We start from the raw sequence: 15,564 nt of genomic DNA, 5'->3' as shown, positions 1-15,564 counted from the left end.
GGAGGGCCGAAGCATATGAAGGAGCTATGACGAAGCCGGTGAACGAACGGCCCGAGCACGAGCCGTACCAGGGATCGAAGCGATCGGACGGGTCGTCCGACGACGGGCCGCAGCAGGTGCTGATCGTCGGTCCGGACGGGATGGCGGTCGGCAGCGCGCCGGGCGCCGGCGGACGGGCCTTCGGCCGCCAGGACGAAGGCGGCGAACCGCGCGAGCTGCCGGTGACCGAGATGGTCGAGCAGCCCGCCAAGGTGATGCGCATCGGCAGCATGATCAAGCAGCTGCTGGAGGAGGTGCGGGCCGCTCCCCTCGACGAGGCCAGCCGGGCCCGGCTGAAGGACATCCACGCCAGCTCGATCAAGGAGCTGGAACTCGGGCTGGCGCCCGAGCTGGTGGAGGAGCTGGAGCGGCTCTCGCTGCCGTTCAAGGACGACGGCATTCCGACCGAGGCCGAGCTGCGGATCGCCCAGGCCCAGTTGGTCGGCTGGCTGGAGGGGCTCTTCCACGGCATCCAGACCGCGCTCTTCGCGCAGCAGATGGCCGCCCGGGCCCAGCTGGAGCAGATGCGCCGGGCGCTGCCACCGGGCAGCCAGCCGGCCGACCACGATTTCGACGATCCGGCCGAGGGCCGCGGCCTGCGCGCGGGACCGTACCTGTAGGCCGCACGCGTAGGCCCTGCCCGCAGGCCGTACCCGCAGGCCGTACCCGCAGGCCGTACCCGCAGGCCGTGTCCCCGGGCCCTGGAGGCCGGCCGGATGGCCAGCCGGACGGCCGGCCGGAGCGGCAAATCGCGGTATCCGCGGATACCGGAAATCAGTAGGTATTCGAAGAAGGTGGCGCCGCGCCCCTGCAAAATCCGCAGGGGCGCGCTGCCTATACGCTGACCCCTGTCGACGGCCCGCCTAGGGGGAAGCAGAGGACCATGCGCGAGGACGGCAGCACCGGACCGGAGCAGGCCTACGCCCAGCCGCACTCGCTGAGCAACGGCAGGTACGTGCTCCAGCGCCTGCTGGGCCAGGGCGGCATGGCCTCGGTCCACCTGGCGTACGACACGGTGCTGGACCGCCAGGTCGCGGTGAAGACGCTGCACACCGACCTCGGCCGGGAGTCCTCGTTCCGCGAGCGGTTCCGCCGCGAGGCGCAGGCCGTCGCCCGGCTCCAGCACACGAACATCGTGGCCGTGTTCGACAGCGGCGAGGAGCTCGGCCCGGACGGCTCGACCATGCCGTACATCGTCATGGAGTACGTCGAGGGCCACTCGCTGCGCGACGTGCTGAACCAGGCGGTCGCCCAGCAGGGCGCGATGCCGACCGAACAGGCGCTGAAGATCACCGCCGCGGTGCTCGCCGCCCTGGACGCCTCGCACGACCAGGGCCTGGTGCACCGCGACATCAAGCCGGGCAACGTCATGGTGAACACCAAGGGCGTGGTCAAGGTGATGGACTTCGGCATCGCCCGGGCCATGCAGTCGGGGGTCACCTCGATGACCCAGACCGGCATGGTGGTCGGCACCCCGCAGTACCTCTCGCCCGAGCAGGCGCTGGGCAAGAGCGTGGACGCCCGCTCCGACCTCTACTCGGTCGGCTGCATGCTCTTCGAGCTGCTCACCGGACAGCTGCCGTTCGACGGCGACTCGCCGTTCTCGATCGCGTACAAGCACGTGCAGGAGGAGCCGCCCGCGCCGTCCAGCCTGAACCGTGCGGTCACCCCGGCGGTCGACGCGCTGGTGGCCCGCGCGATGCGCAAGGACCCGAGCCACCGGTTCCCGACCGCCGAGACCATGCGCGAGGAGGTCGAGCGGGTGGCGTCCGGCGAGCGGCCCGGCGCCGGCACTCCGCTGGTGATCAGCCAGGGCCCGCCGGCCGTGCACGCGTCCGGCTCGCTGACGAACTTCCCGCCGGTCGGCGGCGACATCCACACGCCGGGCCCGCAGGTGCAGCAGCTGTACCAGCCGAACCCGACCCCCTCGCCGTACGGCTCGCAGGTGCAGCAGCCGTACCAGACCCCGGCGCCGCAGCCGTACGGTCCGAACACTCCGCAGCCGTTCCCGCAGGCGCAGCAGCCCTACCAGACCCCGGCGCCGCAGCAGCCGTACCAGACGCCGCCCCCGCAGCAGCAGTACCAGACGCCCGCGCCGCAGCCGTACCAGCCGCCGCAGGCCTTCCAGCAGCAGGTGCCGCAGCAGCAGCGGATGGCCGCCCCGCAGTCCGGCCCGCAGGCCGGGCCGTGGCCGCCGCAGCCGGTGCCGGCCGGCACCAGCGGCTGTTCGACCGCGCTGGTGGTGGCCGGTGTGGTGATCGGCCTGATCGTGCTGATTGCGATCATCATCTCGATCGTCGCGCAGAAGGCCTCCACGACCGGCTCCTCGGGTGCGCCGCGGCCCGCCGTGGTGGCCGCCCGGATCGTGTCTGACCTGGGGCAGAGCACGGGCCGGTGACCCCAGGCCGGGCCCCGAGCACGGGTTCGCCGTCCGTTTGATGCCGTTCTGACGCATTCCCCGTGCGCAGGCCCGAGGCGGTAGCGTTCTGGGGAAGTGAATCGAAAGGGCGACCGCGATGAGAGCGTCGGCCCGGGGCGAGGAGTAATGGCACAGACGCAGCAGCCGGGCGACGGCGAGGGAGATTTCACTCCCGGCCCGGGCCCCGGCCACGGGCCCGGCTCCGCCCAGGACGACATGACCCGCGAGACCGGACGGCCCTCGTGGTCCCAGTCGGCCGCCGACCCGGAGGAGACCACCGCCGCCCGCGCGGCCGGTCAGCCGCCGGGCTCGCCGTACGGCCCGGCCACGCCGGGTCGCGGCACCGCCGCGGCGCTCGGCACGCTCGGCGACGGCCGGTACCGGCTGACCCACAAGCTGGGCCGCGGCGGCATGGCCGAGGTGCTGGCCGCGCAGGACGTCCGGCTCGGCCGCCAGGTCGCGGTCAAGCTGCTCCGCTCGGAGCTGGCCCAGGACGAGGTGGCCCGGCTGCGCTTCACGCGCGAGGCACACTCGGTCGCCTCGCTGAACCACCACTCGATCGTCGCGGTCTACGACACCGGCGAGGAGTTCATCGGCGGCGAGTCCACCCCGTACATCGTGATGGAGCTGGTCGAGGGCCGGACCGTCCGCGAGCTGCTGGTGGACGAGCAGGAGCCGCCGGTCGACCAGGCGCTGATCATCATCGCCGGCGTGCTGGAGGCGCTGGACTACAGCCACCGGCACGGCATCGTGCACCGTGACATCAAGCCCGCGAACGTCATCATCACGCTGGCCGGCGCGGTCAAGGTGATGGACTTCGGCATCGCCCGCGCACTCACCGGCGCCGCGAACACCATGACCCAGACCGGCATGGTGATGGGCACCCCGCAGTACCTGTCGCCCGAGCAGGCGCTCGGCAAGCCGGTGGACCACCGCTCGGACCTCTACGCGGCCGGCTGCATGCTCTACGAGCTGCTGACGCTGCGCCCGCCCTTCACCGGCGACACCCCGCTCTCGGTGGTCTACCAGCACGTCCAGGACGCGCCGGTGCCGCCCTCGGAGGTCAACGGCCGGGTGCCGTGGCAGCTCGACGAGCTGGTGCTGCGCTCGCTCGCCAAGGACCCGGACGACCGGTTCCAGAGCGCCGACGAGTTCCGCGCGCACGTGCAGCACGCGCTGCGCGAGATGCACGGTGGGGCGGGCTCGTTCCCGACCGGCGCGGTCACCATGGGGCTGCCGAGCGGCTACCCGCCGTACGACGGCACGCCGGGCCAGGGCACCGCGGTCACGGCGGCCTTCGGCGCGGCCGGCGGCGACAAGACGACCATGCTGCCGCGCGGCGGTGGCGCGGGCACCGGCGGCCAGGGCGGCTACGGCGGCGGTTACGGCGGTGGCCAGGGCGGTTACGGCGGTGGCAACGCCGGCCAGGGCGGCAACGGCGGCTACGACGACGGCGGCCCGCGGCCGGGCAAGCGGCGCAAGCTGCTGATCTGGGCGGGTTCGCTCGCCGTGCTCGCGGCGGCCGGCATCGGGATCGCGGTGGCGTCGACCGGCAGCGGCACCGGCAGCGGGACGAACTCGGTGACGTCGACGGACTCGCCGGTGGCCTCCACCTCGGCCTCCGACTCGCCGAGCGACTCGCCGTCCACCAGCCCGTCGGCGTCGCCGTCGCCGAGCCCGAGCCGGACCACCCGGGCGCCGAGCTACCAGCCGACGGACAACTCGCAGCAGATGACCTATCCGCCGTCCACGACGCGCACGCACGGCTACACGCCGTCGTACCCGCCGACCTCCGCGGCCACCGCCTCGGAGTCCGGTTCGGCGTCCTCCTCGGCCTCCTCCTCGTCGAGCGCCTCCGTGCCGCCGACCGGGAGCGCGACCACGGGGAGCCTGCCGACCACCACCACGGCCCCGCCGCCGCCGACCAGCCTGGCCCCGGTGCCGCCGACCACGGCCGGCCACGCCTCGGCCCCGGCCACCGGCGGCGCCTCGGCGCCCGCGCAGTGACGCGGTGCAGTGACGCGGTACTGACCTGACCGACCCGACGGGCCGCCGGCCCGGGCAACAGCCCGGAGCCGGCGGCCCGTCGGCCGTTGCGGGCGGGGGAGTGGGCTCAGCCGGGCCCGGTCGGCTCAGTTCGCGAACGCGTCCAGCACCTGCTCGTACTCCTGGCACCACCACACCGTCTGCGCGGCGGCCGCGGGGAAGAGCGGGTCGGCCCGCGGGTCGGCGCGCTGGTAGCGCCACTGCAGCATCCAGAAGTCGTTCAGCCGCTCCCACCAGACCCGGTGCACCGCGAGCGCGAGCTCCTCGGCGCCGGCGCCGGCCGTCGCGCGGTAGCCCCGGGTGTACTGCCGGACCCTGGCCAGGTCCAGCTCGCCGGTGACCCGGTCGTTGAAGACCAGCGTGGCCGCCCGGACCGCCTCCTCGGCACGCGGGCGCACCCGCAGCCGGTCCCAGTCCAGCACCGCGGCGACCAGGGCGCCGCGGTAGAGCAGGTTGAGGCCGTGGAAGTCGCCGTGCACCCAGCCGCACGGCCCGACCGCCGTCTCGGCCGGCCGCCGGTGCCGGTGCGCGGCCAGCAGCTCGGCCCGCTCGGCGAGCCGCCGGTCGGCCAGCTGGTCGAACGGCCCGAACGGGCGGCGCTGGCGGGCGAGCTCGCGCAACTGGTCGATCAGCGCGGCGGTGTCCTCCGGATCGGCGCTGGGCAGCCCGGCCGGCCGGCTGACGGGGGCGCAGATCTCGCCGAGTGCGCTGTGCAGCCGGCCGAGCAGCGCGCCGAGTTCGCCGCACTGCCGCAGCGTCAGCTCGGCGCCGGTGCGGTGCCCGCCGACCACCCAGGGGTAGAGCGCGAAGCGGCGCCCGTCGCAGTCGGTGACGGTGCGTCCGTCGCGGGCGGTGACCGGGGGCGCGACCGGCAGTCCGCGCGCGTGCAGCGCCGCGGTGGCCCGGTGCTGGGCGCTGATCGCGGCGTGCGTGGCGGTGGCCCGGTCCACGTAGCACTTGAGGAAGTAGCGGCCGCTGCCGGTGGTCACCCGGTACCCACGGTTGAGCAGGCCCTCCGCCACCGGCTCCGCCTGGAGCAGCCGCCCGACCCGGTAGCCGCGCAGCACCCGGGCGAGCACGAAGCGGGAGACCGGTGGGCTGAGCGTGCCCACCGGCGGGGCGGCGGCGTCCGGGCCGTCCGTCGGCAGGCCGCTCGTCAGGAGCGTTGGTGTGGCGAGAGTCTGACTGTCTGTCACACTCTGCGATCGTACCGATGCACGCCGATCACGGGCCGGATGGCCGAATTTGGCCGGTAGTGCTCGATGCCCGAGTGAACGGTGTTACTGCTGTGCACGGCTGTGACGCTGTATTCACCGCTGGTGATTCACCCAGGTTGATTCAGTCCTACTGCTCGTTGCCGAGCCTGGCCACGTACGCCGCCGCCTGGGTGCGCCGTTCCATGCCCATCTTGGCCAGCAGGCTGGAGACGTAGTTCTTCACCGTCTTTTCGGCCAGGTGCAGTTCGTTGCCGATCTGCCGGTTGGTCATCCCCTCGCCGATCAGGTCGAGGATCCGTCGCTCCTGCTTGGTGAGCTGAGCGAGCTTCTCGTCCTCCTTCTCGCCGCCCGCGCGCAGCCGCTCCAGCACCCGGCTGGTCGCCAGTGGGTCGAGCAGTGACTTGCCGGCCGCCACGTCGCGCACCGCGGAGAGCAGGTCGCTGCCGCGGATCGCCTTCAGCACGTAGCCGGAGGCGCCGGCCATGATCGCGTCGAAGAGCGCCTCGTCGTCCGAGAACGAGGTCAACATCAGGCACCTGGTCTGCGGCCGCTGCGAGCGGATCTCGCGGCAGACCTCGACGCCGTTGCCGTCCGGCAGTCGGACGTCCAGCACCGCGACGTCCGGGTCGACCGCCGGGATCCGGGCGAGCGCCTCGGCGGCCGTCCCGGCCTCGCCGACCACCTCGATGTCCGCCTCGACCGAGAGCAGCTCGTGCACGCCGCGCCGGACCACCTCGTGATCATCGAGGAGGAAAACCCTGATATGTCCGTTTTCAGTCACCGCTAAATTCTCCCATAGCGGCTCATCCGTGATCTATCGCCCGCACCGCCTCGTCGCACAATCCGTCCGAGTTACCCCCTTACGCGAGGACGCCCTGCCCGGATAGCGTGCGCGGGTGTCCTGACGGCACTCGCCGAGCGAGCTTCGAGCACGGCTCGACCCCCACCCAGGTCGGAACAAGTAGGACGTCCTAGCGCAGGCGCGCCAAGAGCGCCTGCTGGGTAACGTTCTCGTGAGGACGCCGTCGGAAAAGGATCACCACCTGCCGCGTATTCGGTGCGCACACCCCGCGCGCTGTGCGAGGAGGTGACCGGACCGGTCACCGGCGACCCCGGGCGGCCGGACAGACCGAGGAGTGAACGTGACCGTCAAAAGCACGGCGAGGGCGCGCAAGAAGGCAGCCCCCGGCGTCCCTGACAGCCTCAGCACGGGGAAGGACGCCCCTGCCGAGCTCGTACAACTGCTCACCCCGGAAGGTGAACGGGTCGAGCACCCGGAGTACCCGCTGACCGTCACCCCGGAGGAGCTTCGCTCGCTCTACCGGGACCTGGTGCTGGTGCGCCGGTTCGACGCCGAGGCGACCTCCCTGCAGCGCCAGGGCGAGCTGGGCCTGTGGGCCTCGCTGCTCGGCCAGGAGGCCGCGCAGGTCGGCAGTGGCCGCGCCATGCGGGAGAACGACTACGCCTTCCCGACCTACCGTGAACACGGCGTGGCCTGGTGCCGCGGGGTCGACCCGCTCAACCTGCTCGGGATGTTCCGCGGCGTGAACCACGGCGGCTGGGACCCGAACGAGAAGAACTTCCACCTCTACACCATCGTGATCGGCTCGCAGACGCTGCACGCGACCGGCTACGCGATGGGCATCACCAAGGACAGCGCGGACGACGCCGTGATCGCCTACTTCGGCGACGGCGCCTCCAGCCAGGGCGACGTCAACGAGGCATTCACCTTCGCCTCGGTCTACAACGCGCCGGTGGTCTTCTTCTGCCAGAACAACCAGTGGGCGATCTCCGAGCCGACCACCACCCAGACCCGGATCCCGCTCTACCGCCGCGCCGCCGGCTTCGGCTTCCCCGGCGTGCGGGTGGACGGCAACGACGTGCTGGCCTGCCTCGCGGTCACCCGCTGGGCGCTGGACCGCGCCCGCAGCGGCAGCGGCCCGGTGCTGATCGAGGCGTTCACGTACCGGATGGGCGCGCACACCACCTCCGACGACCCGAGTCGCTACCGCGACGCCGAGGAGACCGAGGCCTGGAAGGCCAAGGACCCGATCTCCCGGCTCAAGGCGCACCTGGAGCGCGAGGGCCTGGCGGACGAGGAGTTCTTCGCCTCGGTCGAGGCCGAGAGCGAGACGCTCGGCCTGCGGGTGCGCGAGGGCGTCCGGTCGATGCCGGACCCGGACCCGACCCTGATCTTCGACCATGTGTACGCCGAACCGCACGCCCTGGTGGCCGAGGAGCGCGCCGAGTACGTCGCGTATGCGGAGTCCTTCGAGGGCGGGGAGTAGTCAGATCATGTCCAAGCTCACCATGTCGAAGGCCATCAACGAGGCCCTTCGCACCTGCCTGGAGACCGACCCGAAGACCCTGATCATGGGCGAGGACGTCGGCAAGCTCGGCGGCGTCTTCCGGGTCACCGACGGCCTGCAGAAGGACTTCGGCGAGGGCCGGGTGATCGACACCCCGCTCGCCGAGTCCGGCATCGTCGGTACCGCGATCGGCCTCGCGCTGCGCGGCTACCGGCCGATCGTGGAGATCCAGTTCGACGGCTTCGTCTACCCGGCCTTCGACCAGATCGTCACCCAGCTCGCCAAGATGCACGCCCGCGCGCTGGGCCACGTCAAGATGCCGGTCACCATCCGTATCCCCTATGCGGGCGGCATCGGTGCCGTGGAGCACCACAGCGAGTCGCACGAGGCGTACTTCGCGCACACCGCCGGTCTGCGGGTGGTCACCCCGTCCAACCCGGACGACGCGTACTGGATGCTCCGGCAGTCGGTGGAGTCCGACGACCCGGTGATCTTCCTGGAGCCGAAGGCCCGCTACTGGGACAAGGCCGAGATCAGCGCGGCCCCCGTGCTGGACCTGCACGCGGCCAAGGTGGTCCGCCCCGGCACCGACCTGACGCTGCTGGCCTACGGCCCGATGGTCAAGGTCTGCCTGGAGGCCGCCGCGGCCGCCGAGGAGGACGGCCGCAAGATCGAGGTCGTCGACCTCCGCTCGCTCTCCCCGGTCGACTTCGCCACCCTGGAGGCCTCGGTCAAGCGGACCGGTCGCGCCGTCGTGGTGCACGAGGCGCCGGTCTTCATGGGCATGGGCGCCGAGCTGGCGGCCCGCCTCACCGAGAAGTGCTTCTACCACCTGGAGGCGCCGGTCCTGCGGGTCGGCGGCTACCACGCGCCGTACCCGCCGTCCCGCGTCGAGGAGCAGTTCCTGCCCGACCTGGACCGGGTGCTGGACGCGGTCGACCGCGCGCTGGCGTTCTGAGAGGGCAGCCCGATGACTACTGTCAGCTCACTGCGTGAGTTCAAGATGCCCGACGTGGGCGAGGGCCTGACCGAGGCCGAGATCCTCAAGTGGTACGTGCAGCCGGGTGACACCGTCACCGACGGTCAGGTCGTCTGTGAGGTGGAGACCGCCAAGGCCGCCGTCGAGCTGCCGATCCCGTTCAACGGGATCGTCGAGGCGCTGCACTTCCCCGAGGGGACCACGGTCGACGTGGGCACCTCGATCATCGCGATCGCGGTGGCCGGCGCCGCACCGGCCGAGGCGCCCGCCGCGGCCCCCGTCGCCGCCGCGGCAGTCGCGGCCGAGCCGGCCGTCGAGGCCGAGCCGGAGCGGCGCGAGGTGCTGGTCGGCTACGGGCCGCGCACCGGCGGCACCCAGCGCCGGGCCCGGCGCGGTGCGGCCGCTGCGGCTCCGGTGGCTGCTGTGGCCGCTGCGGCTCCCGTGGCGCCGGCTCCGGCCGTCGCCCCGGTCGCGGTCGCCGCGCCGGTCGCCCAGCCGGCGGCCCAGCCGCTGGTCGCCGACCGGCCGCTCGCCAAGCCGCCGGTCCGCAAGCTGGCCAAGGACCTCGGTGTGGACCTGCGCACCGTGGTGCCGACCGGCCAGGACGGCATCATCACCCGCGAGGACGTGCACGCCGCGGCTGCGCCCGCTCCGGTCGCAGCCGTCCCGGCACCCGCCGCGGCCCCGGCCGCCGTGGCCGTCGCGGACTTCACCGCGGCGCCCGAGCAGCCGGCCGCCGCGCCGGTGCTCGGCAGCGGCCTGGACGTGCGGATCCCGGTCAAGGGCGTCCGCAAGGCCACCGCGCAGGCGATGGTCGCGTCCGCCTTCACGGCGCCGCACGTCACCGAGTTCGTCCAGGTCGACGTCACCCGGACGATGAAGCTGGTGCGGTCGCTCAAGGACAGCGGCGAGCTCGGCCAGGGTGTGCGGGTCAGCCCGCTGCTGCTGGTCGCGCGGGCGCTGCTCACCGCGGTGCGCCGCTACCCGGAGATCAACGCCGCCTGGGACGAGGCCAACCAGGAGATCGTGGTCAAGGGCCAGGTCAACCTGGGCATCGCGGCCGCCACGCCGCGCGGCCTGATCGTGCCGAACATCAAGAACGCCGGTGCGCTCACGCTCTCCGGCCTCGCGGTGGAGCTCGGCTCGCTGATCGACACCGCGCGGCAGGGCAAGACCTCGCCGGCCGACATGTCCGGCGGCAGCATCACGATCACCAACGTCGGCGTCTTCGGCGTCGACACGGGCACCCCGATCCTCAACCCGGGCGAGGCCGCCATCCTGGCCTTCGGCGCGGTTCGGGAGCTGCCCTGGGTGCACAAGGGCAAGGTGGTGCCCCGCCAGGTCACCACGCTGGCGCTCTCCTTCGACCACCGCCTGGTCGACGGCGAGCTCGGCTCCAAGGTGCTGGCCGACACCGCGGCCATCCTGGAGTACCCGAAGCGCCTGATCACCTGGGGCTGACACCGCCCCGACGGCCGAGGGCTCCGCAACCGGTAACCCGGGTGCGGGGCCCTCGGCCGTCACTGAATACTGCACGGATGACCACGGACGGCGGCACCACGGCGAGGACCCCCCGCACCGTCGAGGCCCGGGAGGCCGAGCCGCCACCGCGGTACGCGCTGCGCCGGGACGTCTCGTTCTCGGCGCTGGTGGCCGGTCTGGTCGCGGTGGTGGTCTGCTACTCCGGGCCGCTGGTGGTGGTGCTCGCGGCGGCCGCGGCCGGGCGGCTCGACCAGGCGCACACGGCGTCCTGGATCTGGGCGATATCGATCGGCAGCGGGCTGACCTCGCTGCTGCTCAGCTGGTACACCCGGCAGCCGGTGGTGACCGCCTGGTCGACACCGGGCGCGGCGCTGCTGGTCGGCAGCCTCGGCTCGTACTCCTGGCCGGCGGCGGTCGGCGCGTTCCTGGTCAGTGGCGTGCTGGTGACCGTCCTCGGGTTCACCGGGCTGTTCGGCCGGCTGGTCCGGGCGATCCCGACCGGGGTGGTGAACGCGATGCTGGCGGGCATCCTCTTCGAGTTCGGTACCGGGGTCTTCAAGGCGCTGCACACCGGGCCGGCGGTCGTGCTGGGCGCGCTGGCCGCGTACCTGGCGGCCCGCCGGCTGCTGCCGCGCTACGCGGTGCCGGCCGCGCTGCTGGCCGGTGCGGTGGCCGCCGCGCTGGCCGGCGGTCTGTCACTGCACCTGGGGCACGGCGGGCTGACCCGGCCGGTGCTCACCGCCCCGGTCTTCGACTGGGCCGCGCTGGTCGGGCTCGCGCTGCCGCTCACGCTGGTCGCGCTGGCCTCGCAGAACGCGCCGGGGCTCGGCGTGCTGCGCTCGTTCGGCTACCGCCCGGACGACCGGCTGCTGGTCGGCGCGACCGGCGCGGTCTCGACGCTGCTCGCGCCGTTCGGCGGCCCCGGGGTCAACCTCGCCGCGATCACCGCGGCGATCTGCGCCGGCCCGCAGAGCCACCCGGACCCGCGGCGGCGGTACGTGGCCGGGATGTCGATCGGCTTCTGCTACCTGGTGGTGGGCTGCTGCGGCGGGATGCTGGTGAGCCTCTTCACCGGGCTGCCGACGGCGCTGGTCGCGGTGGTCGGCGGGGTCGCGCTGTTCGGTGCGATCCAGAGCAGCCTGGCGGCGGCGGTGGCCGAGGAGCAGGGGCGGGAGGCGGCGGTGGTGGCGTTCCTGGCCACTGCCTCGGGGATGACGCTGGGTGGGATCGGGGCGGCGTTCTGGGGGCTGCTGTTCGGCATCGCGACACACCTGGTGCTGAACGCCCGCCGGCGCACCTGACCGCCCGGGCGGGCCCGGCCCTGACTGACGGTCACGCAAGGTCACTGCTCTGGTCAGGTGAGATGTTCTTCGGAAAGTCGGATCATCGGTTCTGCCTGGGTACGTCTTGGCGACCCCCACCCGAGCGCCCGCCGGGTGACCGGAGCACCGAGGACCGTCCGTATGACGCCTGGCAACCCTGGCCGTCTCATCCGGAGTCTGGCCGCACTCGCCCTGCTGGGAGCGGCCGTGCTGCCCGCCGGCCTGGAGCTGGTCGGTCCGGCTCCGTTCGCCGTGATCGGCCCGGCCACCGGCGCCGCCACCGACCGGGCGCTGCCGCCGCGCAGCGCCGGCCCGTTGCAGGCCCGGCTGCGGGCCGGCGGCTCGGCGCCGACCTTCGACATACGCCGCACGGGTGATCCGGCGAACCGGATCACCCTCGTGCTGCTCGGCGACGGCTACACCGCGAACCAGCAGGAGCTGTTCCGCCAGCAGGCCGACCAGGCCTGGCGCTCGCTGCTGGACATCGAGCCGTTCCGCAGCTACCAGGGCTTCTTCAACATACGGCGGGTCGAGGTGGTCTCGCCGACCCCCGGGATAGCCGAGGCGGACAGCAAGGGCCGCCGGCTGAGCACACCGCTCGGCATGCACTTCTGGTGCGAGGGCACCGCCCGGCTGCTCTGCGCCGACGAGGCCGCCACGGCCCGCTACGCGGGGGACGGCGAGGGCCCGCAGTACCTGATCGCGCTGGCCAACTCCACCGAGTACGGCGGGGCCGGCGGCACCGGTGTGACCACGCTCTCCGGCGGCAGCCCGGACGCCGGGCGGATCATCCAGCACGAGATCGGCCACACCGTCGGCGACCTCGGCGACGAGTACGACAGCGCCCCCAAGGACGCCGACTACCCCAACCTCTCCGACCAGAGCGCCGACGTGATGCGCCGTGACCACGTGAAGTGGTGGCGCTGGCTGGGCGCCGAGTCACCGGACGGCGGCGGCGTGGTCGGCGCGTACCGCAGCGCCAACGGCGTCTACCGGCCGACCGCCGACTCGGTGATGCGCACGCTGGGTGGCGCCTACAACCTCCCCTCCCGGGAGGCGATCATCGAGCAGCTCTACCGGCGGGTCAGCCCGCTGGACGGCGCCGAGCCGGCGCCGGGGCGGGTGCTGGGGCGCCCCCGGCTGACGGTGCGTCCGCTGGCACTGGCCGGGGACCGACGGCTCCAGGTGGACTGGCAGGTGGACGGCCACCCGGTGCAGCCGCAGGCGCCCGACCGCAGCTGGTACGACCCGGCCGGGCTGCACCTGCTGTCCGGTCAGCGGGTGACCGTGACGGCGACCGTGCGGGACACCACGGACTGGGTGCGGGACGAGGTCTTCCGTGACCAGCACATGACCAAGTCGGTCAGCTGGGTTCTGACCGGATGATGGGATGACTAGTCTGTTCGCATTATGACCGTGGACCCCGCCAGCGCCGTTCGCTCCTCCGCCGTCCCTGGTCCCCGGGCACCCGACCCCTCCGGCACCGACCTCCGGGCCGCCGCCGACCCCACCGTCCCGCCCGGTGGCGGCGCCGCCTGGCTGGCCTGGGGCGTCGCGGTCAGCGTCTACGTGCTGGCGGTGATCCACCGCACCAGCCTCGGCGTGGCCGGTCTCGACGCCGCCCAGCGCTTCCACATCGGCGCCTCCGAGCTCTCCACCTTCTCGATCGTCCAGGTGCTGGTCTACGCCGCGATGCAGATCCCGGTCGGTCTGCTGGTGGACCGGTTCGGCCCGCGCCGGGTGCTGCTGCTCGGCGTCGTGCTGCTCAGCGCCGGCCAGCTCGCGTTCGCGCTGAGCAGCTCCTTCGGGCCGGCCCTGGCCGCGCGCGCGGTGCTCGGCTGCGGCGACGCGATGACCTTCATCAGCGTGCTGCGGGTCTCCGCCCGCTGGTTCCCGGCCGCGCGCAACCCGCTGGTCGCCCAGCTCACCGGGCTGGCCGGAATGGGCGGCAACCTGGTCACCACGGTGGTGCTCGCGCAGGCGCTGCACACCGAGGGCTGGCAGGCCACCTTCGGCGCCACCGCGCTGCTCGGCATCGGGGTGTTCGCGCTGGTCGCGCTGCTGCTGCAGGAGGCGCCGGGCAGCGTTCGTGGCAGCGCTCGCGGCAGTGCGCCGAGCGCGGCCGCGCCGGCCGTCGAGCGGCTGCCGGTGCGCACCCAGATCCGGGACTCCTGGCGCGAGCCCGGCACCCGGCTCGGCCTCTGGGTGCACTTCACCACGCAGTTCCCCGGCAACGCGTTCGCGCTGCTCTGGGGCCTGCCGTACCTGGTCGAGGGCCAGGGGATGAGCCGGGCGCAGGCCGGCGGGCTGCTCACGCTGCTGGTCTTCAGCAACATGTTCTTCGGCCTGCTCTTCGGCCGGCTGCTCTCCCGCGGCCCGGCCGCCCGGATGCCGATCGTGCTGAGCGTGATCGGCGCGACGGGCCTCGGCTGGGCTCTCGCGCTCAGCTGGCCGGGCGGCCACCCGCCGCTCTGGCTGCTGATCCTGGTGCTGATCGTGATGGGCAGCAACGGCTCGGCCTCGCTGGTCGGCCTGGACTACGCCCGGTCGCACAACCCGGTGCACCGGTTGGGCACCGCCTCCGGCATCGCGAACATGGGCGGCTTCATCGCCACCATGATCACGCTGCTCGGGATCGGCGTACTGCTGGACGCCGTGTCGCCGAGCGGCTCGGCGAGCTACTCGGCGCAGGCGTACCGCGAGGCGTTCTGCTGGATGTACGTGCCGCTGGCGCTCGGCACGCTGATGATCCTCAGGCTGCGCCGCCAGATCAGGGCATGATCGAGAAGTTGGCCAGGATCCGCGCGGCCAGCTCGGCGTCCCCGTCGATCATGAGCGCGCCCGGGGCCAGCCCCTCGGGCCGCACCCGGCCGGCGGCCAGGCGCAGGTAGGTCTGCCAGTCCAGGGTGAACTGGACGTCCGGGCCGAGGGTGATCTGGCCGTCGATCGAACCGCGGCCCGCGGTGTCCACCCGGACCGTGCGCAGGAACTCCAGCGGGCCGGTGACGTCGAACGCGACCGTCGAGCCGGCCGGGGCGCCGGCCAGCTTCGCGACCACCTTCGGCAGGCCGAGCAGCAGCTGGTCGCGGGTGATCTGCGCGGCGGGCGAGTCCAGGTTGCCGGGCCGGCCGACCGCCCGGCGCAGGTCCTGCTCGTGCGTCCAGACGTCCAGCACCCGCATGGCCAGCAGCCGCTCGTACGGCAGGTCGTAGGCGGCCGGCCCGCCCGGGAACCGGACCAGGTCGGCCGGCCCGGTGGTGGCGTTGCGCAGCGCCCGGGAGCGGCGGATGATCACGTACTCCAGCTCCGAGGTCATCTCGGGCGCGGTGTGGCAGCGGCGCTTGTCCACCGGGAGTTCGAGGTAGCGCGACAGGTCGTCCTTGATGTGCCGCAGGTCGCTGGGCAGCGAGTGGATCGGCCGCGGGTCGCCGAGCAGCTCGGACTCGACGCCGATCACGTGCGAGACGACGTCGCGCACCGACCAGCCCGGGCACTCGGTCGGCCGGTTCCACGAGTCGGTCGGCAGCGAGGCCATCAACTCGGCTATGGACTCGATGGATTGCGTCCAGGCTTCGACATAGGCCTGCACGGTCTGATTGTCGGTCACAGAACTCTTTCTCCGGCCATCCGTCGGCATCTTCCCCCACGCACTCCGCCGGCCGGGGACAGGAATCCCGGCTTCCGGGCGCACGCGCTAACCGCACGTTACGCTGCCGGGTGGGAGCCGGCAGCGCTTTCGGGTGACGATCGT

Annotated in this window: 12 protein-coding genes; 9 read left to right on the top strand and 3 right to left on the bottom strand. The window is 73.0% G+C overall.

Going from position 1 to position 15,564, the window contains the following annotated elements:
• Window positions 1-26: 26 nt before the first annotated feature.
• The 3 genes from AC060L_RS03060 (at window position 27) to AC060L_RS03050 (ending at window position 4,465) form a co-directional block, all read left to right on the top strand.
• Complete coding sequence (locus AC060L_RS03060; RefSeq protein WP_483796811.1) at window positions 27-659, top strand: bacterial proteasome activator family protein; 633 nt, start codon at window positions 27-29, stop codon at window positions 657-659.
• Between the two features lie 263 nt (window positions 660-922).
• Window positions 923-2,437 carry a protein kinase domain-containing protein gene (locus tag AC060L_RS03055; protein WP_483796810.1) on the top strand — a complete coding sequence of 505 codons (1,515 nt, stop codon included), beginning with the start codon at window positions 923-925 and terminating at the stop codon, window positions 2,435-2,437.
• Between the two features lie 147 nt (window positions 2,438-2,584).
• On the top strand, window positions 2,585-4,465 hold the full coding sequence (locus tag AC060L_RS03050; RefSeq protein ID WP_483796809.1) for a protein kinase domain-containing protein: 1,881 nt from the start codon (window positions 2,585-2,587) through the stop codon (window positions 4,463-4,465).
• Window positions 4,466-4,590: 125 nt separating this feature from the next.
• Here the strand turns inward: AC060L_RS03050 and AC060L_RS03045 are convergent, their stop codons facing one another.
• Together AC060L_RS03045 and AC060L_RS03040 are read right to left on the bottom strand one after the other, a co-directional pair.
• Window positions 4,591-5,616 carry a phosphotransferase enzyme family protein gene (locus tag AC060L_RS03045; RefSeq protein WP_483797054.1) on the bottom strand — a complete coding sequence of 342 codons (1,026 nt, stop codon included), beginning with the start codon at window positions 5,614-5,616 and terminating at the stop codon, window positions 4,591-4,593.
• 232 nt (window positions 5,617-5,848) lie between these two features.
• Window positions 5,849-6,502, bottom strand: a complete 654-nt coding sequence (locus AC060L_RS03040; protein ID WP_483796808.1) for a response regulator — start codon at window positions 6,500-6,502, stop codon at window positions 5,849-5,851.
• Between the two features lie 361 nt (window positions 6,503-6,863).
• Between AC060L_RS03040 and pdhA the strand changes: the two genes are divergently transcribed.
• The 6 genes from pdhA (at window position 6,864) to AC060L_RS03010 (ending at window position 14,594) form a co-directional block, all read left to right on the top strand.
• Window positions 6,864-8,009, top strand: a complete 1,146-nt coding sequence (gene pdhA, locus AC060L_RS03035) for a pyruvate dehydrogenase (acetyl-transferring) E1 component subunit alpha (RefSeq protein WP_483796807.1) — start codon at window positions 6,864-6,866, stop codon at window positions 8,007-8,009.
• A 7-nt stretch (window positions 8,010-8,016) separates the two neighbouring features.
• Window positions 8,017-8,988: an alpha-ketoacid dehydrogenase subunit beta gene (locus AC060L_RS03030; RefSeq protein ID WP_483796806.1), complete on the top strand. Its 972-nt coding sequence runs from the start codon at window positions 8,017-8,019 to the stop codon at window positions 8,986-8,988.
• A 12-nt stretch (window positions 8,989-9,000) separates the two neighbouring features.
• Window positions 9,001-10,470 carry a dihydrolipoamide acetyltransferase family protein gene (locus tag AC060L_RS03025; protein WP_483796805.1) on the top strand — a complete coding sequence of 490 codons (1,470 nt, stop codon included), beginning with the start codon at window positions 9,001-9,003 and terminating at the stop codon, window positions 10,468-10,470.
• 77 nt (window positions 10,471-10,547) lie between these two features.
• Window positions 10,548-11,792, top strand: coding sequence for a benzoate/H(+) symporter BenE family transporter (locus AC060L_RS03020; RefSeq protein WP_483796804.1), 1,245 nt, complete (start codon window positions 10,548-10,550; stop codon window positions 11,790-11,792).
• A gap of 162 nt (window positions 11,793-11,954) precedes the next feature.
• Window positions 11,955-13,199 (top strand): M64 family metallopeptidase, encoded by a 1,245-nt coding sequence (locus AC060L_RS03015; RefSeq protein WP_483796803.1) that lies wholly within the window; start codon window positions 11,955-11,957, stop codon window positions 13,197-13,199.
• 24 nt (window positions 13,200-13,223) lie between these two features.
• The gene (locus tag AC060L_RS03010; protein WP_483796802.1) at window positions 13,224-14,594 is read left to right on the top strand and encodes an MFS transporter; all 1,371 of its coding nucleotides are present in this window, start codon (window positions 13,224-13,226) and stop codon (window positions 14,592-14,594) included.
• Here the strand turns inward: AC060L_RS03010 and AC060L_RS03005 are convergent.
• Complete coding sequence (locus AC060L_RS03005; RefSeq protein ID WP_483796801.1) at window positions 14,584-15,420, bottom strand: maleylpyruvate isomerase family mycothiol-dependent enzyme; 837 nt, start codon at window positions 15,418-15,420, stop codon at window positions 14,584-14,586. The genes AC060L_RS03010 and AC060L_RS03005 overlap by 11 nt on opposite strands.
• Window positions 15,421-15,564: the final 144 nt, after the last annotated feature.

It is taken from the genome of Kitasatospora sp. NEAU-69 (assembly GCF_057158765.1).
This window is presented reverse-complemented; position numbering and strand designations above follow the sequence as displayed.

Bases quoted from the DNA above. Each gene is read 5' to 3' on its own strand.
- AC060L_RS03060 (WP_483796811.1), top strand. From the start codon at position 27: ATGACGAAGCCGGTGAACGAACGGCCCGAGCACGAGCCGTACCAGGGA.
- AC060L_RS03055 (WP_483796810.1), top strand. From the start codon at position 923: ATGCGCGAGGACGGCAGCACCGGACCGGAGCAGGCCTACGCCCAGCCG.
- AC060L_RS03050 (WP_483796809.1), top strand. From the start codon at position 2,585: ATGGCACAGACGCAGCAGCCGGGCGACGGCGAGGGAGATTTCACTCCC.
- AC060L_RS03030 (WP_483796806.1), top strand. From the start codon at position 8,017: ATGTCCAAGCTCACCATGTCGAAGGCCATCAACGAGGCCCTTCGCACC.
- AC060L_RS03025 (WP_483796805.1), top strand. From the start codon at position 9,001: ATGACTACTGTCAGCTCACTGCGTGAGTTCAAGATGCCCGACGTGGGC.
- AC060L_RS03020 (WP_483796804.1), top strand. From the start codon at position 10,548: ATGACCACGGACGGCGGCACCACGGCGAGGACCCCCCGCACCGTCGAG.
- AC060L_RS03015 (WP_483796803.1), top strand. From the start codon at position 11,955: ATGACGCCTGGCAACCCTGGCCGTCTCATCCGGAGTCTGGCCGCACTC.
- AC060L_RS03010 (WP_483796802.1), top strand. From the start codon at position 13,224: ATGACCGTGGACCCCGCCAGCGCCGTTCGCTCCTCCGCCGTCCCTGGT.